This window comes from Streptomyces sp. PA03-6a, from assembly GCF_033792765.1.
Taxonomy (GTDB): Bacteria; Actinomycetota; Actinomycetes; order Streptomycetales; family Streptomycetaceae; genus Actinacidiphila.
This window is the reverse complement of the sequence record NZ_JARAVK010000145.1, coordinates 1-23,734: the sequence shown is the minus strand read 5'-3', so window position 1 is coordinate 23,734 and position 23,734 is coordinate 1. Positions and strand designations below refer to the sequence as shown.

The following is a 23,734-nucleotide window of genomic DNA, read 5'->3' as shown; positions in this document are numbered from 1 at the left end:
GGTTGTTTTAGGAGAAAGGTTTGGGGGGGGGGGTTCGGGGGAGGGGGGGGGGGCTCCGAGGAGGGTGGGCGGGGTCAGCGACCCGGCAGACGCTCCGTGACCTCCTGGAGCGCCCAGCCGTTGCCGTCCGGGTCCGCGAAGGTCGCGAAGGAGCCGTAGCTGGCACGCGCCGGGTGCGGGCCCGCGACCCGGGCGGTCTCGCCGGCGTGGTGGAAGACGCCGCCCGCGTCGTGGAACACCTCGCTGATGTCGACGCCACGTGCCGCCAGTTCGGCGCGGGCCGCCACGATGTCCTCGACGATCAGGTGGAGGCCCTGCACGGAGCCCGGTGCGGCCGTGGTGACGCCGTCGCCGAAGAGGATCGAGGCCCCGGATCCCTCCGGGGTGAAGTGGACGACACGGAAGCCGTCGTCGCCGACGTAGTCGACGTCCAGCCGGAAGCCCAGCGCCGCGTAGAAGTCCTTGGCCCGGTCCACATCGGACACGGGCAGCACCACAACCTCGAGCTTCAGGTCCATCGGGTTCTCCCAGTTCTGTAATCGTCACCGCTTTGACTGGTGACGAGCATGGCTCAGCACTCCGTAACCTGTCAAGGCGGTGACGGATGCACGTCCCCCCACGGACACCGGCCCGGCACCCTCAGGATATACTTGACCCGTCAAGTACTTGGCAGTCTGCCCCTGGCGCGTCCACGCCCTCGTCGACATCCGTGAGGAAGACCGAGATGACCACACCGGCTGTGACAACCCCGCGGCAGGAACCCCCGGCGGAACCCGACACCCGGCGGTGGTGGGCCCTGGGCGTGATCGCGCTGGCGCAGCTCATGGTCGTCCTCGACGCCACGATCGTGAGCATCGCCCTGCCGTCGGCCCAGCACGACCTCGGGCTCACCGACGGCAGCCGGCAGTGGGTCGTGACCGCCTACACGCTCGCCTTCGGCGGACTGCTGCTCCTCGGCGGACGCATCGCGGACCTCGTGGGCCGCAAGCACGCCTTCACCGCCGGCCTCGTCGGCTTCGCCACCGCCTCCGCGCTCGGCGGCGCCGCCACGGGCCCCGCCATGCTGTTCGCGGCCCGCGCCCTGCAGGGAGGCTTCGCCGCGCTGCTCGCCCCCTCGGCGCTGTCCCTGCTGGCCACGACCTTCACCGACGGCAGGGAACGCGCGAAGGCGTTCGGCATCTTCGGCGCCCTCTCCGGCGCCGGGGGCGGGCTGGGCCTGCTCCTCGGCGGCGTCCTGACCCAGTACCTGGACTGGCGCTGGTGCCTGTACGTCAACGTGGCGATCGCCGCCGTCGCCGTGGCCGGCGCGGTCGCCTTCCTCCAGGACCGCGCCGGGCACCGCGCGGTGCGGCTCGACGTCCCCGGGGCCGTCCTCGGCAGCGGCGGTCTGGTCACCGTGGTGTACGCGCTCAGCAGGGCCGAGTCCGACGGCTGGGGGTCGGGCACGGTGGCCGGCCTGCTCGTCGCGGGCACGGCGCTCCTCGCCGGGTTCACCTGGTGGCAGTCCCGCACCGCCCACCCCCTGCTGCCGCTGCGCATCATCGCGACGCGGGCCCACGGCGGCCCGGTCCTGACCCTGGGACTGGCGATGACGGGCCTGTTCGCGGTGTTCCTCCTGCTCACGTACTACCTGCAGGACATCCTCGGCTACTCGGCGCTCAAGAGCGGCTTCGCCTTCCTGCCGATGTCCGCCGCGATCGTCCTCACCTCCACCCAGGTCTCCGCCCGCCTGCTGCCCCGCGTGGCGCCGCGGACGATGATCGTGCCGGGACTAACCGTCGCCGCGGCCGGCATGTTCACCTTCACCACCCTCGGCACGCACTCGGCCTACGCCACCCACGTCCTGCCGGGCGCCGTGCTGCTCGGGTCCGGCATGGGCCTGGTCTTCATGCCCATCATGGCCACGGCGACCGCCGGGGTCGCCCCGGGGGACGCGGGCACGGCCTCCGCGGCGGTGAACACCGCGCAGCAGGTGGGCGGTTCCCTGGGCACCGCCCTGCTCAACACCCTCGCCACCACCTCAACCGGCCACTACGTCGCGGCGCGGCTCGCCGCGCACGGCGGGGACCGGGTGACCGCCGCACAGCGGCACGCCATCACCGACGCCGGCGTCGTCCACGGCTTCACCACCGCCTTCGGGTGGGCCGGCGGTCTCACGCTCACCGGCGCACTGGTCGCCGCCCTGCTCGTGAACGTCCCCTCGCCGCGCCGCCGCGGGGGCGTGCTCGCGTCCAAGGCTCGGGCGGCGGCGTAGCCGTACGGACGGGCCGGGTATCCTCCGCGGCGTGACCGAGATGATCAGCCATGCCGCGGTGGACGCCCTGCAGGGGGCCATGGAGCGGTTGACGGACCTCCTGCCCGGCGCCTTCACGCGGCGCGGCCCGAAGGGCGGGCGGCTGGTGTGCACCGGCCTGCCTGTCGCCCTCCTGAACACGGTGTCCGCGGGTCACGAACGGGACCTGCGCGAGACGGAGGCGCTCGCCGAGGAGCTGTCGGCGACGGGTCTGCCCTGGAGCATCCAGGTCCGCGGCGAGGCCGGCCCGGAACTGACCGCGCTGGCGGCCCGGTTCGGCCGTACGGGCGCCACCACGCTCCCCCTGCTGGCGTGGGACGCCGCGTCGCTCGCCGAACTGCCCGCCGCGCCGCCCGGGGGCGGCACGGTGCACAAGCTCACCGGTACCGAGGCCGGGCGGTACTCCGCCGCGCTCGCGGCGGGGTTCGGCATGCCCGGGGAGGTCGCGGACGCGTTCGCGCTCCCGGCGCTGCTCGACGCCCCCGGCATGACCGCGTTCACCCTCGACGTGGACGGCGAGGCCGTCGCGACCGGGTTCAACGTCCTGACCGGCGACCACGTGGGGATGTTCAACGGTTCGGTACCGCCGCGGCACCGGGGCAACGGTCACTACCGCGCCCTGGTGACGGCCCGGCTCCACGACGCCGTCGCGTCGGGGGCCCGCCACGCGTTCACGCAGAACTCCCCCATGTCCCGGCCCCTGTACGAGTCCCTGGGCTTCCGGCTGGTGGAGACCTGGACGTACCTCACCCCCGCGGGCTGACCCCTCGGCCGGTGCCCAAGGGCGTCGCCGCAGCTCACAGGGCCGGCGGTGGCGGATGTTCACCTTGCACATCCCGGATGACCACCCGTTTATCGGCACGGCGACACCGACGGCACATCAACTGAACGGCGACCACCACCCCAACAGGGAAAGAAGTCAGCAAGTGCCGTTCCCCCTCCAGCCCGCCATCCCGAGCCCGCGTTCCGCGGCACGACGCGGTGCCGCCGTGCTCGCCCTGGCCACCGCGCTCAGCATCGGCGCCGGGATGATGACGACCGCCCAGGCGTTCGCGCCCGAACAGCTCGTGTCGGCGCCCACGGGCGCGACGAAGCCGGGCGGCTCCGGCCACGGACTCGTCCCGAGCACCCCCGGCGAGTCGATCGTCACCCGTGAGACCCGCACGCCGATCGCGCCCGGGCTGAACCTGACCCGCTTCGACCGTTTCGAGGCCGACGGCTGGGTCCGGGGGCAGGTGCTCGTCGCGGACCTCGCCGAGGACCGGCTCAGCGTGGACCACATATCCTCCGGCACGGTCACCGGGAAGTCCCGGGTGACCGAGCAGGCCCGGCGCACCGGCGCCGTCGCCGCCGTCAACGGCGACTACTTCGACATGAACGACACCGAGGCCCCGGTCGGCGCGGCGGTGTCGCGCAAGGACGGCCTGGTCAACTCGCCCACCGAGGGCCGCAACCAGACCGTCGCCATCGGCGCGGACGGTCTCGGCCGGCTCGCCCAGGTGTTCCTGGAGGGCGACGTCACGGTCGGCGGGACGGAGCACCTGAAGCTGTCCGGGGTCAACTCCCCCGTCCTGGCGGCCGGCGGGATCGGGCTCTTCACCGACCAGTGGGGGGTCTCCCCGCGCACCAAGCCGGTCGGCGGTGCGGACCGGGTCACCGAGGTCCGGCTGCGCGACGGCAAGGTCACCGAGGTGCACACGTCCGTCAGCAGCGGCCCGATCCCCGCGGGCACCAGCGTGCTGCTCGGCCGGGAGGCGGGCGCCGACGCGCTCGCCGGGCTCGCGCCGGGCGACGCCGTCACCGTCGCCTACAAGCCGCGCGCCGACTTCGGCGACGTGGCGGTCGCGGTGGGCGGCGGCCAGGTCCTCGTCGCGGACGGCACGGTCAAGCACTACACGGACGGCGACACCGTCACCGCCACCTCCCGTACCAGCGTCGGCTTCTCCGCCGACGGCCGCACCATGTACCTGGTCGCCATCGACGGCAAGCAGACCGACAGCCGCGGCATGGACCTCAACGAGCTCGGCGCCTTCATGAAGGCCCTCGGCGCCCGGAACGCCCTGAACATGGACGGCGGCGGTTCCACCACCATGGCCGCCCGGCTGCCGGGCGAGAGCACGACGGGCCTGGTCAACAGCCCGTCGGACGGTTCGGAGCGGCAGGTCGCCAACGGTCTGGGCCTGTTCGCCGCGCCCGGCTCGGGCGCGGTCCGCGGCTTCCGCGTACAGCCCGCGCTCACCGCGGACGGCTCGGAGAAGGTCTTCCCCGGGCTGCACCGCACCGTGCGGGCGCGCGCCCACGACGAGACGTACGCGCCGGTGCCGGCCGGACGGGTGCGGTGGCAGGGCGACGGCAGGGTGAGCGTCCGCTCCGGGCGCGACGGCTCCGCCGTCGTCACCGGCAAGCGCTCGGGCACCGCCCGGGTGGAGGCCTCCTCCGGTCACCGCGCCACGGGTTCGACGGAGCTGACCGTGCTCGCCCCCGCGGTGCGGATCGCCCCGGGCAGCAGCCTGGTGGCCCTCGACGGCCTGGACGACACCGCCCGGCTGACCGTCACCGGTTACGACGCGCTCGGCGACTCCGCCCCGATCGACGCGTCCGACGTCGAGGTCACCGGCGGCGACGGGATCGTCTCGGTGCTGCCCGCGGACGACGCGACCTTCACCGTGCGCGGCCTGACCGACGGCGCGTCCACCACCTTGCACCTGACGGTCGGGGAGCTGACCACCGACGTCGCCGTCACGGTGGGCCTCGCCGAGAAGTCGTTCACGGACCTGTCGGACGCGGCCTCCTGGACCTCCGCGAACGACCGGGCTCCCGGCGGCTCCGTCACACCGGCCGCGGGCCACGACGGCGCCCCCGGCCTGAAGCTGACGTACGACTTCACCCGGTCGACGGCCACCCGCGGCCAGTACGCCGTGCCGCCGCAGCAGATCCAGCTGCCCGGCCAGCCGCAGGCCGTCACCATGTGGATCAACGGCGACGGCAACGGCGAGTGGCCGCGCCTGCAGTACCGCACGGCCGCCGGTGTGACCGCCAACCTGGACGGCCCCACCATCACCTGGACCGGCTGGCGCAAGGTCGAGTTCCCCGTGCCCGTGGGCACCCCCTACCCGCTGACGTTCCAGCGGGTCCGGCTGCTGGAGACCAGCGCCGCCCGCTCCTACACCGGCGAGGTCACCGTCAGCGACCTGCGGGTCAAGGTCGCCCCCGACGTGGAGCTGCCGGTGCGGCCGAAGGTCGAGGACCCGGTCGTCGTGACCAACGGCACCGTCGACGGCCGTCCGCTGCGCGTGGCCGTCATGTCCGACGCCCAGTTCGTCGCCCGTGACCCCGGCAGCCCGCTGGTCGCCGCGGCCCGCCGGACCCTGGAGGAGATCGCCGCGGCCAAGCCCGATCTGCTGGTCATCAACGGCGACCTCGTCGACGAGGGCTCCCCGGCCGACTTCGCGCTCGCCCGCACGCTGCTCGACGAGTTCGACGCCCGTACCAAGGGCACTGTCCCGTGGCACTACGTCCCGGGCAACCACGAGGTGATGGGCCCCGGGAACACCTCCAACTTCAAGGCCGCCTTCGGTGACACGACGTCGGTCTTCGACGTCGAGGGCACCCGCTTCATCACCCTGGACTCCTCCAGCGGCACCCTGCGCGGCGGCGGCTTCGCCCAGCTCCAGCTGCTGCACGACCAGCTCCGCGACGCGGCCGCCGACCGTTCCGTCAGCGGTGTCGTGGTCTTCGAGCACCACCCGACCGAGGACCCGCTGCCGGACAAGGCCAGCCAGCTCGGCGACCGCAAGGAGGCCGCCCTGGTCGAGCAGTGGCTCGCCGACTTCCGGGCCGAGGGCCACAAGTCCGCCGCGTTCGTCGCCGGCCACGTCGGCGCCTTCTCCGCGACGCGGGTCGACGGCGTCCCGTACCTGGTGAACGGCAATTCCGGCAAGAATCCGGCGAGTACGCCCGACAACGGCGGCTTCACCGGCTGGACGATGCTGGGCATCGACCCGCGCCACGGCCGGGTCACCGACCCCTTCGACGTCCCCTCCGGTGACTCCGGGACCTGGCTGCGCGCCGAGGTGCACGCCCGCACCGACGCGGTGGACATGGTCGCCCCCGCCACGCTCACCGTCGGCGGCGTGGGCCACGCCTCGGCGACGGTCACCCAGGACGGCACCCGTACCGTCCCGGTGGCCTGGCCGGTCGGCGCCGCATGGTCCGGCAGCCGCGTCGACGTGGCGGGCGGCGACGGGGACGGCGAAGGACACGGGCACCACGATGGGGCGCCCGTCATCGCCTACGACCCGGCCACCTCGACGGTCAAGGGGCTGCGTACCGGCACCGCGGTGCTCCGCGTGACCGTCAACGGCGTGACCACCGAGCGGACGATCACGGTACATCGCGGCTGAGCGCCGGCACCCGGCCCTTCCGGGCGCGTCCCGTACCGGGGAGCGCCGCCCGGAAGGGCCGTGCCGTGTCCGGCGGTGGTACGGGCTGAGCCGATCGGCGGAGCTGTCGCGTGGGCGGGCCTGCCGCCGGGACGGCGCGGGCAGGCATGGAGCCGGAGGTGCGTGGTCCATGCCCAGCGGTGACGTGCTGTTCCTCGTCGACGAGGACGGCCGGGTGGTCGAGTGGGGCGGTCCGGCCGAGGAGCTGTTCGGGTGCGCCGCCGAGGAGGCCGTCGGCCGGTCCCTGGGCGCGCTCCTGCACGGGATCACCGCGGACGCCGGACGTCCGCGCGCCGGGTTCCCCGGCGGCGTCGCGGTACGGGTCGAGCCGGTGCTGCGCGGCACCTCGGTGCTGTGGCGGGTGCGCGCGGCGGTGGACACGGCCCTCTCGGAGCAGGACGTGGCGATCCTGAGGGCCGTCTTCACCGACGCCCCCATGGAACTGCTCGTCCTCGACCGGCAGTTGCGCGTGATCCGGATGAGCGCCGGCGTGACCGCGGCGGGTGGCGCGCGGGCGGTGAGCGCGCTGGGCCGGCACTTCACCGAGGTGTACGACCTCGACGGCCCCGAGGCGGAGGCCGGCGTGGCGCGGCAGGTCCTGGACAGCGGGGAACCGGTCCTGAACCGGCTCGTCCACGGCCCCGGGTCGCCGGACCGGCGCGGGTGCCGCATCCGCTCCGTCTGCTTCTTCCGCCTGGAGGACTCCTGGGGCGACGCGCTCGGGCTGGTGGCGTCCGCGGTCGACGTCACCGACCGGGAGAGGGCGCGGGGCCGGCTGGACCTCCTGGAACAGGTCCGCGCACAGGTGGGGCACGTCCCCAACGTGGGACTCGTCTCCCGGGAACTGGTGGACGCGGTCGTGCCCGCCTTCGCCGACACGGCCGTCGTCGAGATGGTCGACGAGGTCGTCCGCGGGGAGGAACCGCCGAAGGTGCCGGTGCACCAGGACGTTCCCCTGCGGCGGGCCGCGTTCCGGGGCCGCCTGTCGGCGTACCCGGTCGGCGAGGTGCGTCCCCTGCCGCCCGGGACCCCGTTCATGGACGTCCTGTCCGACGCCAGGGCCCGCCTGGTGCCGATCGACGAGCACGCCGCGTGGCTGGCCACCGACCCGGCACGGACGGACGCCATCCTGGGAGCCGGCGCCCACTCCCTGATCGTGGCCCCGCTGACGCTGCGCGGCCAGGCCCTGGGCGTGGTCAGCTTCTACCGCGAACAGGACCGGGAGCCCTTCGACGAGGACGACCTGGCGGTGGCCTCCGCCGTGTGCGCGCACGCCGCCCTCTGCATCGAGAACGCCCGGCAGTACATGCGCGAGTGGATCATCGCCTCGACCCTCCAGCGCCGGTTGCTCCCCGGGCAGCCCGCAGGACGCCCCACCGTGGAGGTCGCCCGGCTGCACCAGCCCGGTGTGGAGGGCGGCGGGGCCTGGTCCGACGCGATCCCGCTGCCCGGCGCGCGGACCGCGCTGGTCGTCGGGGACGTGGCCGGGCGGGGGATCGTCGCGGCCATCACGATGGGGCTGGTCCGGACGGCCCTGCACACCCTCGCCGCCTTGGACCTGCCCCCGGACGAGCTGCTGGCCCGGCTGAGCGAGACCGCCGCCCGTCTCGCCGCCGCATCGGCCGCGCTGCCGCAGCTGGACTTCGAACCGATCGACATCGGCTGCGCCATCGCCGTGTGCGACCCGGTGGAACTCACCTGCACCGTCGCCCGGGCAGGCCTGCCGGAGCCGGTCATCGTCCTCCCGGACGGCACCTCGGCCACCCTGGCCGTCCCCGCGGGTCCCCTGCTCAGCGGCCAGGACAACGCCCCTTTCCCCGCGACCACCGTCGGCCTCCCCGTGGGGAGCACCCTGGCGATGGCGACGACCTCGTTCGCGGAGCGGGTCCTGGCGCCGTCCGCGCCGCTGCGGCCGCTGCTGGACGGCGCGGGCTCCCGGCCCCTGCCGGAGGTGCGCGACGCCATCGGGTCCGCGTCCACCGGCACGGACGCGGGCGAAGAATCGGTGCTGCTGCTCGCCCGTACGCGGGCGCTGCCCGCGGACCGGGTGCTGACCTGCGCGCTGCCGCCCGGCGCCGAGGCCGCACCCATCGCCCGCGCGGCGGCCCGCCGTCAGCTGGCGGCCTGGGGCGTGGCGGAGGAGACGGCGTTCACCACCGAGCTCATCGTCAGCGAGTTCGTCGGCAACGCGGTGCGTTACGGCACTCCACCCCTGCGCCTGCGCCTGGTCCTCGAGCAGATGCTGACCTGCGAGGTCAGCGACACCGGCCCCGGCGCCCCGCACGTGAAGCACGCGCGCACCGTCGACGAGAACGGCCGGGGGCTGTTCATCATCGCGGGCCTCGCCGACCAGTGGGGCGTCCGCTACCGGGCCCAAGGCAAGACGGTGTGGGCCCAGCAGCCGGTCGGAACACCCACGGACGGCCGCTGAGTCCGGCGGACCCCCGTCACCCCTGCCCGGGCCGCTCCCCCGAGGGCGAGGGCTCCGTGGAACGGGTTCCGGCGCTGCCCTGTTCGGTCGCGGTCCAGCTGGCCGGCAGCCGCAGGGCCTCGTGGGAGGGGGAACCCGGCTCCGCGGTGAACCCCATCAGGGTGAGCCCGCCGGCGCCGGCGATCTCCAGAGCCTCGAAGTGCAGTGTGAGGTCACCGACCACGGGATGGCGGAACTCCTTGGTGCCGCGCCGGTGCGCGCGTACGTCGTGGGCCGCCCACCGGGTACGGAACTCCCTGCTGCGGGTGGCCAGTTCCCCGATGAGTCCGGTGACCGCCCGGGAGTAGGGGGCCCTGGCCGCCTCGACGCGCAGCAGCGCCACCACGACGTCGGCCGTGTGCTCCCACGCGGGGAACATCTCGTCGGCGCGGTCGTCGAGGAAGACGAACCGGGCGAGGTTCGGCTGCCCGTGCGCCCGCTCGAAGACGCCGCCGTATAGGGCCCGGCCCAGCGCGTTGGCGCCCAGGAGGTCGAGGTGCCCGTTCTGCACGACCGCCGGCGCGGTGACCATCGCGTCCATGAGCGCCTGGGCGCCCCGGGGTACCTGCGAGCCGGCCGTGCGGCCCCGGGCCGGACCCTGGCCCGCCCGCGTGCCGGCGGCCCGCGCCAGGGCGAACAGGTGCGCCGTCTCCGCCTCGTTCAGGCGCAGGGGCCGGCCGATCGCGTGCAGGACCTCCTCGGAGACACCGGTGGCGTTGCCCCGCTCGATCTGGACGTAGTACTCGGCGCTCACCCCGGCCAGGAGCGCGACCTCCTCGCGCCGCAGTCCGGCCACCCGGCGGCGCCCTCCCGGCGGCAGCCCCACCTGGTCGGGGGTGATCTTCGCGCGGCGGGTCGTCAGGAAGTCCTTGATGTCCTTGGCGATCTCCATGCTTCCCAGGCGAGGCCGGTCGCCCCGGAGCAAGGAGGGGCTGCCGGTACCCCCCATGAACAGGCTCTCCCCCGCCGGCGCCCGGCGACGCAGGGTGGATCCGCGGGCCCGAGCCGACCGGCCGGGACCCGGACCCCCGACGACGACGACAAGGAGCAACCAGTGGACGCCGTCACCTTCCCCAACGGCCCGGTCACCATGGCGGGCCACCTCCACCTCCCGGCGGACTTCGACCCCCGGGGCCGGTACCCGGCGATCGTCACCGTCCACCCCGGCGGTGGCGTCAAGGAGCAGACCGCGGGTCCGTACGCGAGCAGGATGGCCGAGCAGGGCTTCGTCGCGCTCGCCTTCGACGCCTCCCACCAGGGCGAGAGCGGTGGCGAGCCGCGCCACCTGGAGGACCCGGCCGCCCGCGTCGAGGACGTGCGCGCGGCGGTGGACCACCTCCAGACGCTCGGCTTCGTCGGCCCCGGGCGCATCGGCGTCCTCGGTGTCTGCGCCGGCGGCGGCTACGCCGTCAACGCCTCGATGACCGACCACCGCGTCAAGGCCGTCGCCACGGTCAGCGCGGTGAACATCGGCGCCTCCTACCGCAGGGGCTGGTTCGGCACCGACCCCGACGCGGCCGCGGCGCCGACGCTGGGCGCGGCCGCGGAGCAGCGGACGGCCGAGGCGCAGGGCGCCGAGGTCGCCACCGTCCCCTACGTCCCGTGGGAGACGGACGCGGACACCCCGCGCGACCTGGTCGAGGCGCACGACTACTACCTGACCCCGCGGGCCCAGCACCCGAACGCGCGGAACAGGAAGATCTTCGCCGGGAGCATCTCGCGGATCCTGGCCTTCGACGCCTTCCACCTGGTCGAGGACCTGCTCACCCAGCCGGTGCTCATGGTGGCGGGCGGCGACGCGGGCTCGCTGTGGGCGACCACCGGGCTCCACGCCCGGCTGCGTGGCCCGAAGAGGCTCGTGGTGGTCGAGGGCGGTACCCACATGGACTTCTACGACGTACCGAAGTACGTCGACCGCGCGGTCGCCGAGGCCGTTCCCTTCTTCCGGGAGCACCTGTCCGGCCCCGGAAGGGCGCGGGACTGAGGCCCCTCCGGACGGCGGCGGGGGATGTTCCCCGGATGGGGGGAGGACTTTGTCCCCTTTTCACCGGGCTCCCGCCGTGTCACCGTGAAGTCTCGTCGCCCACCGGCGACGCGACGCATGCCGATGGACCTCAGCAGCCGAGGAGCAGGGAAACCCGCCATGTCCAGCACCGGAGACCGTCACGGGGGGACCGCCGACGTCCGCGGGGACGGCGGCTGCGCGGACCAGGACCGGTGGTTCGTGGGCTTCCGCTTCCGCACGCCCCGGGGCTCCGTCGGCCGGCAGTTCTTCGTCGTCGGCGAGGCGGACGACGCCGAGGACGCGGTGGCGATCGCGCTGGCGCGGGCCTCGCTCCCCCGGTCCCGCGCCGCACGTGAGGACGACGCCGAGATCGACGGTGTCGAGGTGCGCCGCCTGCGGTGGGATCCGCTGGGGTGGGTGTACCTCAGCAACCCCTGCGCCTGACGCGGCGCGGGCACGGGATACGGGTACGGGTCGGCGGCGCCTCCGGCACGACAGGAGGAGGCGCCGCCGAGTGGATGGACGGCGCACCCGTGAACGTCCGTCTCAGCGGGTGCGCCGTCGGCTCGGGGTCAGCCCGCGAGGCCGCGGTTCAGCGCCGCGGTGAGCTTGATGACGCGCTCGGTCTGGATGCGGGCGGCGGTGCGGGTGGTGTCGTTGACGGGGTTGTTGCCCTGGGCGTCCACGTGGGAGGTGCCGTAGGGGTTGCCGTCGACGAACTTGGCGGGGTCGGTGTAACCGGGGGTCACGACGATGCCGCCGAAGTGGTGGATGGAGTTGTACAGGGCGAGGAGGGTCGACTCCTGGCCGCCGTGCGAGGTGGCGGTGGAGACGAAGCCGCTGTAGACCTTGTCGGCCAGCTTGCCCTGCGCCCACAGGCCACCGAGGGTGTCGATGAACTGCTTGAGCTGCGAGGACATGTTGCCGAAGCGGGTGGGGGTGCCGAAGATCACGGCGTCGGCCCACTCGACGTCGGCGGGGGTGGCCACGGGGACGTCGGCGGTGGCGGCGTGGTTGGCGGCCCAGGCGGGGTTGGAGTCGATCGCCGCCTGCGGGGCGAGCTCCGCGGCCTTGAGCAGGCGGACCTCGGCGCCGGCCTTCTCCGCGGTCTCGGCCATCTCCTTCGCGATCTCGGTGATGGTGCCGGTGGAGGAGTAGTAGACGATCGCGAGCTTGATCGACAAGGTGGTTCCTTTCAGGGAGGACCTTCCCCGCGATTCGGGGTTGCGTGGTCCAGGGACACCGCGGCCCGTGAGGGCGGGCCGCGCTTCACTGGTTGAAGAATAAACAACATTGGGGCACCCCTGTCCACCGGCCCCCGTGCGACGAATGTCACGCCGGCCGGTCCCCCATCCCGCGAACGCCCGCCCCGCGAACGCCCGCCATGCTCCGCGCGGTACGGGCGAAGGCGGCGACCTCCGGGCGCCCGGCCTGCCGGGGCCAGGCCAGCGCCAGCGTCGTCGCGGGCAGGTCCGCGACCGCGACCGCGACCACGTCCCGGGTCAGACGGTCCGCGGCGGCCGAGCCGACGACGGTCACCAGCCGGCCCAGCGCCACCCGGTCGACGATCTCGTCGAGACCCACCGGCGGGCACTCCTCCCGGAAGGCGGGATCCTCGCGCAGCTCGGCGGTCGTCACCTCACCGCGGGCGGCGAGCCGGTGCCCACGCGGCAGCAGCGCGACGGGCAGCTCCTCCGCCACGTCGGCCGTCCCGAGGCCGGTCAGGTCGTCGCTGCCGACGCACAGCAGCGCGACGTCGGCCGTGCCGTCGCGCAGGGCGCCGACCCGGTCGTAGGTGAAGACGAGCTCCGGGGCGGCGCCCTCGTACGACCTGAGCAGCTCCGCCAGCAGGCCCGAACCCGTACCGGGCCGTACCGCCAGGGTGAGCCGGGCCGGTGCGGCCGCCCGCCGGGCGCGCTCCACGGCCCCGTCCAGCTCCCGCAGCAGCCGCCGGCACTCGTCCAGGAAGACCTCCCCTGCGGAGGTGAGCGCGACGCGGCGGCTGGTCCGCTCCAGGAGCCGGACCCCCATGCGGCGCTCCAGGCGCGCGATCGCCCGCGACAGCGGTGGCTGCGCGATGCCCAGACGCTCCGCCGCGCGGCTGAAGTGCAGCTCCTCGGCCACGGCCACGAAGTACTCCAGCTCACGAGTCTCCAGGCGATCCATACCTCCAGAGTATCGCCGCATGTCAGAAGCGTCATGGCTCCCCCGCGCGGCCCCTGGTCCACTGGGACGGAACGCACGCCCGACGGCTCGGGGGGCCGCTCCGGTGCCCGAGCCGCAGGAAGAGAAGAAGGGGAGCCGTCACACATGAGCAGCGAGGAGCGCGCGGAGCGCGATGTCCGGGAGGTCCGGGAGGTCCTGGCCCGCTACGTCCGCGCGACGGACCGACGGGACGGCAAGGGCCAGGGAGCCCTGTTCACCGACGACGCCGTCGTGCAGATCTACGCCAGGACCGGTACCGCCGGCCACGAACCCGTCGGCGAGCCCCTCATCGGCGGGGCGGCCGTGGCCTACGCGGTCGAGCACTACATGGCCCCGCACCCGGAGGGCGGTGCCGGCCACCACATGACCGCCGACCACCTCGTCGAGGTCGACGGCGACCACGCCCACATGAACGCCCAGTTCGTCGTCTTCCGGACGCGCGCCGCCGCGCGGCCCGCCGAGGGGTGGCCCGCGGGCGCCTTCGGCGCACAGGGCACGGTGGAACCGGTCGAGTCCGGCTACTACGACACCGACCTGCGCCGGGTGGACGGCGTGTGGAAGATCGTCCACCACCGCGTCCTGATGGACATGCCGATCGCCCTCCCGGGGGCGTGATGCGGGCCGTGGTCTACCGCCGCTACGGCGGCCCCGAGGTGCTGGAGCTCGCCGAACTCCCCACGCCCAGGACCCATGTCGACTCGGTGCTGGTCCGGGTGCGCGCGGCGGCGCTCAACCCCGCCGACCTGGCACTCCAGGCGGGAGCGCTCCACTCCGCCGTCGACACGTACTTCCCCGTCGTCCCGGGCTGGGACATCGCGGGCGTGGTGGAGCACGCCGGGCCCGCCGCCCCGGAGTTCGCCCCCGGCGACGAGGTCATCGGGTACATCCGCGGCGACGTGCAGCGCGCGCACGGCGCACTGGCCGAGCTGGTCGCCGCCGACGTGCGCACCCTGGTGCACAAGCCCGCAGGGATGGGCTTCGCCGAGGCCGCCGGGCTGCCCCTCGCGGGGCTGACCGCCCATCGGGCGGTGGTGCGCGCGCTGGACGTCCGGCCGGGCCAGACCCTGCTCGTGCACGGCGCGGGCGGCGGCGTCGGCTCCCTCGCCGTCCAGCTCGCGCTGGCCCGCGGCGCCCGGGTCATCGGCACCGCCTCCCCCGCCGACCAGGACCACCTGCGCGCGCTCGGGGCGGAACCCGTCGCCTACGGACAGGGGGCCGCCGCGCGGGTACGGGAACTCGCGCCGCGCGGAGCCGACGCGGTGCTCGACACCGCCGGTGGCGGCACCCTCGCCGCGACGGCGGACGCCGCCCGTACGGGCGCCCGGGTGGCCTCCGTCGCGGAGACCGGGCTGCCGGGGGTCGTACCGGTCTTCTGCCGCCTCGACCGGGCCGACCTCGCCGCGCTGGTGGTACTCGCCGAGGCCGGGAAACTCTCCGTGCGGGTCGCCGCCACCCACCCGCTGGAACGCGCGGCCGACGCCCAGCGCCAGCTGGCCGCGGGCGGCTCCCGGGGCAAGGTGGTCGTCGACGTCACCTGACCCACGGCTTTGAAGTTGCCGCCCGTTCTTGGTTCGATCTCGTCGGCGACGTGGACGGCAGGAATGGATGCTCTCGTGGAGAATGACGCACCGCTCGCGTGGGTCGGGGTGGACACGGTGGCGGAGCGGGCCTACCGCCTCCTGCTGTCCCGCGACAGCACGACCGTCGACGACGTGGTCGCCGCCCTCGGCGTGACGGCGGACGAGGGGCTGGCGGTGCTCGAACAGCTCCACCACGCGGGGCTGATGAGCCGCCGCTCCTCGGGCGAGTTCTTCACGGTGGACCCCCGGCACGCGCTGCACGCGCTCGTCGAGTCGCGCGAGCGCCAGCTGGCCGCGGTGCGCGAGGCGGCCGGCCCGCTGGGCGTGCTCTTCGACGCGGCCAGGAGGGCCAGGGACGGCGGTCCCGGCACCGCCGTGATCAGCGGCCTGGAGGCCGTCGGGGACCGCTACTACCGGCTCAAGCAGACCGCGCGGAGCGAACTGTGCGCCCTGGACCGCCCGCCGTTCCTGCTCGCCCCGAACGAGCCGCTCGACGAGGCGGCGGTACGGCGGGGCGTGCGGGTGCGGGCGGTCTACGCCGCCGCCAGCTTCGAGGCCGACGGCGGGTGGCAGGAGCTGGGCAGCCTCGTGTCGCGCGGGGAGGAGGCCAGGGTCGTGCCGGCGCTGCCGATCAAGCTGGCGATGGCCGACCGGTCGGCCGCGATGGTGTCGCTGAGCCTGTCGGTCGGGAGCGCCGAGTACCTCTACACCGAATCCCCGCCCCTGCTGGAGGCCTTGGGTGAATTCTTCGAGAAGTACTGGGCCTCCGCCTCCCCGTTGACCGGTGAGCCGGGATCCGGCACCCTGCCGACGGCGGTCCCGGGGGATCCGGCGGACGCAGCGGACGGGTCCCGCAGGCCGACCGACGAGGAGCGGAACCTGCTCGCGCTCTTCGCGGCCGGCGTCAAGGACGAGGCGATCGCCCGCCAGCTGGGCATCTCGCCCCGGACGCTGCGCCGCAGGATCCAGGACCTGTTCACCGAACTCGGCGCCACCAACCGGTTCGGCGCGGGCGTCGCCGCGGCCCGCCGCAACTGGATCTGACCGGAAGGCGGTGGCCCCTTCTGGCCACTGGCCGGTTTCGGCAGCGCAGGACGTTGGTCACCAAAGGATCACCCGGCTAGAACTTGTGTGCGCCCGAACGGCGTTCCACTCGGCCGGGCTGTCCGGCCACCCCCTGATGAAGGAGCTTTGGTGGCACCACCTGCCCATCCTTCTGCGCGCCGGTCGGCGATACCGCGGTCACTCGCGGCCCTCGTCGCCGGCGTCAGCCTGACGGTCCTCACCGCGGCCGCCCCGGCACCGGCCGTCGCGGCCCCGGTCCCCACGCCACCCGCCGTCCCGGCGCCGTTCGCCGCGCACGACCCGGGGAACGGCGAACCGCCGTCCGCCGGGCGGTACATCGTCACCCTGCGCGAGCCGGCCGCGGCGACGTACACCGGCGGCGTGGCCGGCAAGGCCCGCACGGCCCCCCGCGAGGGCGAGGGCCTGAAGGCGGGCTCGGCACCCGTGAAGGCCTACCGCACCTACCTGCGCGAGCGTCAGGACGACGCGGCCAAGGCGGTCGGCGCCCGCGTGATCTCCTCGTACTCCGCCGCGCTCAACGGCTTCACGGCCGAGCTCCAGCCACGGCAGGTCGAGGAGTTGCGCGCCGATCCCACGGTGGTGTCGGTCGTCAAGGACGACCTGCGCAAGCCGCTGGCCGCCGTCAACTCGACGGACTACCTGGGCCTCAGCGGCACGAGCGGGGTGTGGGCCGCCAACGGCGGCGTCGCGGGCGCCGGCAAGGGCGTGGTCGTCGGCGTCGTCGACACCGGCATCGCCCCGGAGAACCCCTCGTTCGCCGGTGCGCCGCTCGGTACCGCGCCCGGTCAGGAGCCGTACCTGGACGGCTCCGTGGTCACCTTCCGCAAGGCGGACGGCGGGACCTTCACCGGCACCTGCACCGCGGGCGTCCAGTTCACCACCGCGGACTGCTCCACCAAGCTGGTGTCCGCGCGCTACTTCGTCGACAACTTCGGCGCCACCCACATCGGCGGCCCCTCGGTCGGCGAGTACCTGTCGCCGCGGGACGGCGAGGCGCACGGTTCGCACACCGCCAGCACGGCCGCGGGCGCGGGCGGCGTCGCCGCCGACCTGGGCGGCGTGCCGATGGGCCCGATCTCCGGTGTCGCGCCGGCCGCCAAGGTGGCGGCCTACAAGGCCTGCTGGAGCGGCCCCGACGCGAAGGACACCACGGACGACGGCTGCGCCACCGGTGACCTGCTGGCCGCGATCGACGCGGCCGTCGCCGACAACGTCGACGTGATCAACTACTCCATCGGCTCGGCCGGCGGCGCCCTCACCACCGACTCGGTCGTGGACGAGGCGTTCCGCAACGCCGCCGCGAGCGGCATCTTCGTCGCCACCGCCGGCGGCAACTCCGGGCCCGGCGACAGCACCGTCGACAACGCATCGCCGTGGATCACCACCGCGGCGGCGAGCACCATGCCGACCCGCGAGGCCACGGTGGAGCTCGGCGACGGCCAGAACGTGCTCGGCGCGTCCGTCTCGCTCCCGGCGGACGGCCGCAAGGTGACCGGCCCGCTGGTCGCCGCCTCGGGCGCCGGGACCGCGATCTCCGTCCGGCCGCAGCTGTGCGGTCCCGACAGCCTGGACGGTGCCAAGGTCAAGGGCGCGATCGTGCTGTGCGAGCGCGGCACGTACGACCGGGCGGCCAAGTCGGCCGAGGTGAAGCGCGCGGGCGGCATCGGGATGGTCCTGGTGAACCCCTCGCCGGACTCGACGGACCTCGACACCCACGCCGTCCCGACGATCGCCGTCGACGCGGACGGCTACGACGCGCTGGTCTCGTACGCCGCCACCGACGCGCCCACGGCCACCCTGGTGGCCGGCAACCCGCACCGGCTGGCGTCGGCGGCGGTCCCGCAGATCGCCGGGTTCTCCTCGCGCGGCCCGGTCCAGGCCGACGGCGGCGACCTGATCAAGCCCGACCTCGCGGCTCCGGGTGTGGCCGTCCTCGCCGACGGCGCCAACGCCGCCGGTGGGCGGCCGAGCTTCACCTTCATGTCGGGCACCTCGATGGCGTCCCCGCACGTGGCCGGTCTCGGCGCGCTCTACCTCGGCCTGCACCCGCAGGCGACCCCGGCCGAGATCAAGTCCGCGCTGATGACCACCACCCGGCCCACCGTGACGGCCGCGGGGGAAGCGTCGGAGGACGTCTTCGCCCAGGGCAACGGCCAGGTGGACGCGACCCGTTACCTGCACCCCGGGCTGCTGTACCTGAACGGTCCCGACGACTGGGCGCGGTACGTCGCCGGGGTCAAGGGCGACCGTACGGCGCCCGCGCCGTCCGACCTCAACCTGGCGTCGATCGGCGTCGGTTCGCTGGCCGGCCGGCAGACCGTGACCCGCACCGTGACGTCGACGGGGCCCGGCACCTTCACCGCCGACCCCGTGCGGATCCCGGGCGTGGACACCGTCGTCGAGCCGCGGTCGCTGACCTTCACCGCGGCGGGGCAGTCCAGGACGTTCAAGGTGACGTTCACCCGGACCACCGCGCCGCTGGGCGAGTACGCCACGGGGTACCTGACCTGGCGCGCCGGTGGGCAGAGCGTGCGCAGCGCGGTCGCCGTACGACCGGTGACCCTGGTGGCGCCCACGGCGGTCGCCGCCGCGGGGAGCACCGGCCGGACCACCCTGCCCCTCAAGGGCGGAGAGGACCGCGACGTGCCGCTGGACCTCACCGGGCTCTCCCGCGGCCTGCGGGTCCAGGACTCGGGAACGGTCGGCGGACCCGCGCGGACCCACGTCGTGGAGGTGCCGGCCGGGACGGAGCACGCCCGCTTCGCCCTCGACGCCGCCGACGACTCGGCCGACCTGGACCTGTCGGTGTACCGGCTCAACGAGTACGGCGACACGGCGCTGGTCGACCGGGCGGCCACCGAGTCCGCCGACGAGCAGCTCGACCTGGAGGACCCCGAACCCGGTCTGTACGAGGTCGAGGTGGACTTCTTCGCCGGGTCCGGACCGCTCGACTTCACGGTGACCAGCTTCGCCCTGGGCGACAAGGGCGCCGAGGGCTCGTTCACCGCGCAGCCCGCCACGGCGGCCCTGCACGCGGGCGGCACCACCCCGGTCACCCTGTCCTGGAAGGGCCTGCGGGCCGGAGCGGTGTACCTCGGCCGCGTCACGTACGGCGACACCGGACGGACCACCTACGTGACCGTCACCGGTGACCCGCGCACCGGCCCGCCCGGCGGTTCCCCCGGCGCCCGGCCCACGGTCGCCGTCAAGCCCGCCTACGCCGTGCCGGGCCAGTCCGCCGTCGTCGTGGCGAAGGACCTGACCCCGGCCGTCGACTTCCAGATCCGGGTGAAGGGCACCAACCGGGTGCTGGCGACCGGACGCACCACCGACGACGGCGGCGTGGGCCGTCTCGTCACCCTCCCGGCCGACATCGCCACCGGGAAGCAGACCCTGGAGGTCAGGTACGGCAGCCGGAGCGCGGGCGGCTCCTTCACCGTCGCCAAGCTGGTCCTGGGCGACGCCGAGCACTCCGACGCCCACGCCTTCGACGGCAACCCGCTGGCCGCGATGACCACCGCCGTCAAGGGCAAGGGCACGGTGCGCATCACCGTCCGCGGCGCCTCCGGCACCTACCTGGACCGGACGCTCGCCGTCGACGCGGGCGAACTGCCCTGGTCCGCCTGGAAGTCCGACCCGGTCGAGACCAGGCCGGGGAAGCTCACCGCCACCCTCGCCGTGGTCGCGGGCCACGGCCGCACCGGGCAGACCAAGTCGGTGACCTGGATGCCCACCGCCGTCAAGGCGAGCACCGCGTCCATCACCGAGGACCGCAGCACGGCGCACACCGCGCAGGTGAGCTACACCAACAACTCGGAGGTGCCGGTCTTCCCGACGCTGCGCTACAAGCTGACCAACGGCGACCTGGTCCTCGCCACGCTGCAGACCGATCCCGAGGACACGTTCACCCGCTCCTACGACACGACCGGGGTGGACCGCCTCGACCTCGTGCTCGACGGGACGACCGTGGCCACGTACCGGAACAAGGACCGTGCCGGGCGCACCGGCCGGCCCGCGATGGTGGAGCCGTTCTACGCGACCTTCCAGCGCGGCACCCCGGCGAAGCACCACGGCGGCCCCGCGCCGCTGAGGATGACCGTGACCAACCGTCCCGCGGCGTACAGCGGGGGATTCGCCCTGACCGTCGGCGAGGGCCCGGAGATCTACGCGGGCAGCTCGCTCCTCCTCGACGAGCGCATCCCCACCACGCGCAGCCCGCAGGAGGGGGCGCCGATCTCCCGGACCGTCACGGTGCCCGCCGGGCGGCCGCTGTGGGCCACCGCGTACTACGAGATCCAGGGCCCGATCTTCCAGGCCCTGGCGGTGCGGCGGATCCTCGTGCCGCCGGTGGACGCGGACGACCTCGAACCGGTGCACGGCTCCGGGTCCCGGTCGCCGTTCGTGGTCGACACCATGCCCAGGGAGGCGGCCGCCGGTTCCACGGCGTCGGTCACCGCGGCGGGCCTGTCGCCGAGTGAACGGTTCACCGTGCGGCTCGACGGCCGGGTCGTCGGCTCCGGCCGCGCGACGGCCGCGGGCTTCGCCCACGCGTTCGTCACGGTCCCGCACGGCCACGGACGGACGCTGACGGTACGGGTGACCGGAACCGGGGCGGGCCGTTCGGGCGAGACCGTGCTCGGCCTCTCCGGCTGACCGGTGGGCCTGGCCGGCGTACCCTCCCCAGGGGTACGCCGGCCGGGCCGCGGTCATCACAGGGTGCGTGCCCGCCGACCGGACCGCCGGGCGTGCCCGCCACCGTGGACACCGCAACGCGGGGCCCATGGTCCCGGCGAGGGGAGCCGGCACTCCGGCCCCCGGGCGCCCCGCCGTCTGCGGCACGCCCGGGACGCGAACGCCCCATGACGGCGAGTCCCCGGCCGGGGACTCGCCGCTCGGCTGCCCCATGACGAGCAGGATCGCGGCCCACGCCACGGCGACCTCGGCCCGCGAGAACCCGGACCCGCTGATGACCTGGCGCGTACACGCAGGCATCGGCGGGCAATCGCCTCCCCCTCTCCCCCCGTTCACGTGCGCCCGGGCGGACGTGCCCTCAGGGCCGCGGCTCGGCCGGTTCCTGATCCCCCGGCCGCAGGCTGCCCCGGTTGGCGAGCCGGAACAGGAGCGCGATGGAGGGGAAGATGAGGAGTCCGGCCACGACGGCGACGCCGATCGTCACCGCCAGGGTGGCCTGCGGGGCCGCGGCCTCGCCGATCTCCAGATGGGTGCCGAGGAGGTACGGGTACTGGGCGACGCCCCACCCGAGCACGACCAGGGCGACCGCGGCCGCGGCGAGCCCGCGCAGGAACCTCGTCCGCTGACGCCACACCATGACCGTGGTCGCGACCCCGCAGAGCGCCGCCAGCAGCACCAGCGGCAGGGCGCCGTGACTGAGACGGCGGAACAGGTGCGGCGAGTCCTGCTGCAGCACGAAGACGCCGGCGATGCTGACGGCTCCGGTCAGCACGGCGGCGCACAGGGCCCTGCTGCGGAAGTGCCGCTGCAGGGTGTGGTCGCGCTGCTGACGGGCCGCCACGTACAGGTAGGTGGCGGCGAGGTAGGCGCAGACGAGGACGGCCAGCACGCCGCCGAGCACCGAGGTGGGGTTCAGCCAGCTCGTGACGGCGTTCCCGTTGCCCGCCGAGGGCACGCGCCCGGAGGCGATGCCCCCGGCGATCGATCCGAAGCAGTACGGGGTCAGGACGGACGAGGCGGCGAACGCGACCCCGTACACCCGCTGCTCGGGGGTGCGCAGCGAGGCCTTGCGGAAGGCGAAGCCGGCGCCGCGCAGCACGATGCCCAGGACGGCGATGCCCAGCGGGACGTAGAGGGTCGTGGTGATGGCGGTGAACGCGGCCGGGAACCCCGACCAGAGGAAGACCAGGCAGTAGACGAGCCAGGTGTGGTTGGCCTCCCACACCGGGCCGACGGAGGTGTCGATCAGGTGCCTGGGGCGCCGGCCCCGCTCGGCCCCGCCCGCCGTCAGGTCCCAGAAACCGGCGCCGAAGTCCGCGCCGCCGAAGAGGCAGTACGCGATGACGCCGAGGAAGAGGAAGGCCGCGACAGCTTCCGGCATCACCGCTCCGTCCCGGCTCGCGCAGCGACGGGTTCCGGGCCGCTGCGCGGACCGTAGGGGACGTCCACGCTGTCGTCGTCCCCGGCCTGCCAGCGCCGTTTCATCGACAGCAGCACCGTCACCGCGCCGGCGCCCACGGCCGCGTAGATGACGACGACCGACCCGAAGAACGGCCACAGGTTGCCCTGGGTGGTCACCGCGTCGCGGGTGAGGAGGTGGCCGACGACGGTCCAGGGCTGGCGGCCCAGCTCCGTGACCATCCATCCGGTCTCCAGGCAGGCCACGGCGGCGAGCCCGCTGACCGCGCAGCAGCGCAGGAACCACGGCTGCCGTTCCAGGGAGCGCCGCCGCCACCACAGCCAGAGGAACCACACGACGAGCGCCAGCAGGGCGAAGGACAGCCCGACCATCACGTCGAAGGCGAGGTGGACGGTGCTCACGATCCGGTCCGAGGGGCGTACGTCCGCGGGGATCGCGTCGAGCCCCTTGATCTCGGTGGACGGGTGGAATCCGGCCAGCAGGGAGGCCATGTCCGGTACGGGGAGCCCGTACCTGACCTCGCCGTCGACCAGTACCCCGCCGAGCGTCTCCGGGACGTGCGTGCCGGTCTGCGGCAGCAGCTCGACCGCGGCGAACTTGGCGGGCTCGGCCTGGTACACGTACCGGGCGATGGTGTCGCCCACCACGACCTGCAGGGGCAGCGCGACGGCGGCGGTGACGAAGCCGATGAGGAACCCGGTGCGGTGGTAGCGGGACGTACGGCCCCGCAGCATGCCGACCGCGTAGACGCTCGCCACCGCGAAACCGGCGACGATGTACGCGGCGAGCAGCATGTGGAGGAACTCCCACCGGAACGCCCCGTTGAAGAAGACCTCCGCCGGCCGGACGGCCACGATCTTCCCGTCGCGCATCGTGAAGCCGCCGGGCTGGTTCATCCAGCTGTTGGCCGCGATGACGGCGGCCGCGCCCCCGATGCTGGAGAGCGCCACCGGTACGCCCGTCCAGAAGTGCGCCCACGGCGACAGCCGGTCCCAGCCGTAGATGTAGAGGGACACGAAGATCGCCTCGAGGAAGAAGAACAGCCCCTCGATGGCGAACGGGAACCCGAAGGCCGGCCCGTACCCGCGCATCAGGCCCGGCCAGAGGATGCCCAGCTCGAAGGAGAGGACGGTGCCCGTGATCGCCCCCACGGCGAAGAGCACCGCGGCCACCTTCGACCAGCGCCGCGCCAGCAGCATGGCGTCGGCGTCCCCGCGGCGCAGACCGCGGTGGTTCGCGATGAGCATCAGCGTGGTGAGGGCGACACCGAACGGCACCAGGATGATGTGGAAGCCCAGAGTGAAGGCCATCTGCTGACGGGCCGGCAGCAACTGCGCCGGATCACCCGCCGACCCGAGGCCCTGCGCCACCACCTGCCAGGCCCCCGTCATCGCCCGCACCGCCGGTCAGCAGGGGGCTTCCGGCCTGGGCCCCCCGTGCACGCCACCGCCATCACATCGACCACGACCCTTTCGTGACAGGACGCTCACCATAGGTCTGTCCTTTAACAAATTTCCGGACCCCAGAGACCTCTTTCAAAT

Annotated in this window: 16 protein-coding genes; 10 read left to right on the top strand and 6 right to left on the bottom strand. The window is 74.1% G+C overall.

Going from position 1 to position 23,734, the window contains the following annotated elements; genetic code table 11:
• Window positions 1-74 precede the first annotated feature (74 nt).
• The gene (locus PV350_RS29305; protein ID WP_499516117.1) at window positions 75-518 is read right to left on the bottom strand and encodes a VOC family protein; all 444 of its coding nucleotides are present in this window, start codon (window positions 516-518) and stop codon (window positions 75-77) included.
• 206 nt (window positions 519-724) lie between these two features.
• Here PV350_RS29305 and PV350_RS29300 point away from each other — a divergent pair, with 206 nt between their 5' ends.
• From PV350_RS29300 to PV350_RS29285, 4 genes are all read left to right on the top strand, one after another.
• Window positions 725-2,254, top strand: a complete 1,530-nt coding sequence (locus PV350_RS29300) for an MFS transporter (protein ID WP_500336913.1) — start codon at window positions 725-727, stop codon at window positions 2,252-2,254.
• A 40-nt stretch (window positions 2,255-2,294) separates the two neighbouring features.
• A complete protein-coding gene (locus tag PV350_RS29295) occupies window positions 2,295-3,056 on the top strand; it encodes a GNAT family N-acetyltransferase (RefSeq protein WP_499517033.1) in 762 nt (253 codons plus the stop codon).
• Window positions 3,057-3,219: 163 nt separating this feature from the next.
• Complete coding sequence (locus PV350_RS29290) at window positions 3,220-6,696, top strand: phosphodiester glycosidase family protein (RefSeq protein ID WP_500336911.1); 3,477 nt, start codon at window positions 3,220-3,222, stop codon at window positions 6,694-6,696.
• Window positions 6,697-6,865: 169 nt separating this feature from the next.
• A complete protein-coding gene (locus tag PV350_RS29285; protein ID WP_500336909.1) occupies window positions 6,866-9,166 on the top strand; it encodes a SpoIIE family protein phosphatase in 2,301 nt (766 codons plus the stop codon).
• A 16-nt stretch (window positions 9,167-9,182) separates the two neighbouring features.
• Here the strand turns inward: PV350_RS29285 and PV350_RS29280 are convergent, their stop codons facing one another.
• On the bottom strand, window positions 9,183-10,097 hold the full coding sequence (locus PV350_RS29280) for a helix-turn-helix domain-containing protein (RefSeq protein ID WP_500336907.1): 915 nt from the start codon (window positions 10,095-10,097) through the stop codon (window positions 9,183-9,185).
• 162 nt (window positions 10,098-10,259) lie between these two features.
• On the opposite strand from PV350_RS29280, the gene PV350_RS29275 reads away from it, so the two are divergent.
• Complete coding sequence (locus PV350_RS29275; protein WP_500336905.1) at window positions 10,260-11,189, top strand: alpha/beta hydrolase; 930 nt, start codon at window positions 10,260-10,262, stop codon at window positions 11,187-11,189.
• Between the two features lie 159 nt (window positions 11,190-11,348).
• Window positions 11,349-11,654, top strand: a complete 306-nt coding sequence (locus PV350_RS29270) for a hypothetical protein (protein WP_499516112.1) — start codon at window positions 11,349-11,351, stop codon at window positions 11,652-11,654.
• A gap of 128 nt (window positions 11,655-11,782) precedes the next feature.
• On the opposite strand, the gene wrbA is transcribed toward PV350_RS29270, so the two are convergent.
• Window positions 11,783-12,394, bottom strand: a complete 612-nt coding sequence (gene wrbA, locus PV350_RS29265; protein ID WP_499516111.1) for an NADPH-dependent FMN reductase family protein — start codon at window positions 12,392-12,394, stop codon at window positions 11,783-11,785.
• Between the two features lie 148 nt (window positions 12,395-12,542).
• Entirely contained in the window at window positions 12,543-13,376 is an 834-nt protein-coding gene (locus PV350_RS29260; RefSeq protein ID WP_500336903.1) for a LysR family transcriptional regulator, read from the bottom strand.
• Between the two features lie 144 nt (window positions 13,377-13,520).
• Between PV350_RS29260 and PV350_RS29255 the strand changes: the two genes are divergently transcribed.
• From PV350_RS29255 to PV350_RS29240, 4 genes are all read left to right on the top strand, one after another.
• Window positions 13,521-14,030 (top strand): nuclear transport factor 2 family protein, encoded by a 510-nt coding sequence (locus tag PV350_RS29255; RefSeq protein WP_499516108.1) that lies wholly within the window; start codon window positions 13,521-13,523, stop codon window positions 14,028-14,030.
• On the top strand, window positions 14,030-14,953 hold the full coding sequence (locus PV350_RS29250) for an NADP-dependent oxidoreductase (protein WP_499516107.1): 924 nt from the start codon (window positions 14,030-14,032) through the stop codon (window positions 14,951-14,953). Before PV350_RS29255 ends, PV350_RS29250 begins: the two co-directional genes overlap by 1 nt.
• A 75-nt stretch (window positions 14,954-15,028) precedes the next feature.
• A complete protein-coding gene (locus PV350_RS29245) occupies window positions 15,029-16,039 on the top strand; it encodes a LuxR C-terminal-related transcriptional regulator (protein WP_499516106.1) in 1,011 nt (336 codons plus the stop codon).
• A 150-nt stretch (window positions 16,040-16,189) separates the two neighbouring features.
• On the top strand, window positions 16,190-20,734 hold the full coding sequence (locus PV350_RS29240) for a S8 family serine peptidase (protein ID WP_500336901.1): 4,545 nt from the start codon (window positions 16,190-16,192) through the stop codon (window positions 20,732-20,734).
• Window positions 20,735-21,131: 397 nt separating this feature from the next.
• Here the strand turns inward: PV350_RS29240 and PV350_RS29235 are convergent, their stop codons facing one another.
• Together PV350_RS29235 and PV350_RS29230 are read right to left on the bottom strand one after the other, a co-directional pair.
• Window positions 21,132-22,154: a cytochrome d ubiquinol oxidase subunit II gene (locus PV350_RS29235; protein ID WP_499516104.1), complete on the bottom strand. Its 1,023-nt coding sequence runs from the start codon at window positions 22,152-22,154 to the stop codon at window positions 21,132-21,134.
• Window positions 22,154-23,584: a cytochrome ubiquinol oxidase subunit I gene (locus tag PV350_RS29230; protein ID WP_499516103.1), complete on the bottom strand. Its 1,431-nt coding sequence runs from the start codon at window positions 23,582-23,584 to the stop codon at window positions 22,154-22,156. Before PV350_RS29230 ends, PV350_RS29235 begins: the two co-directional genes overlap by 1 nt.
• Between the last annotated feature and the right edge of the window lie 150 nt (window positions 23,585-23,734).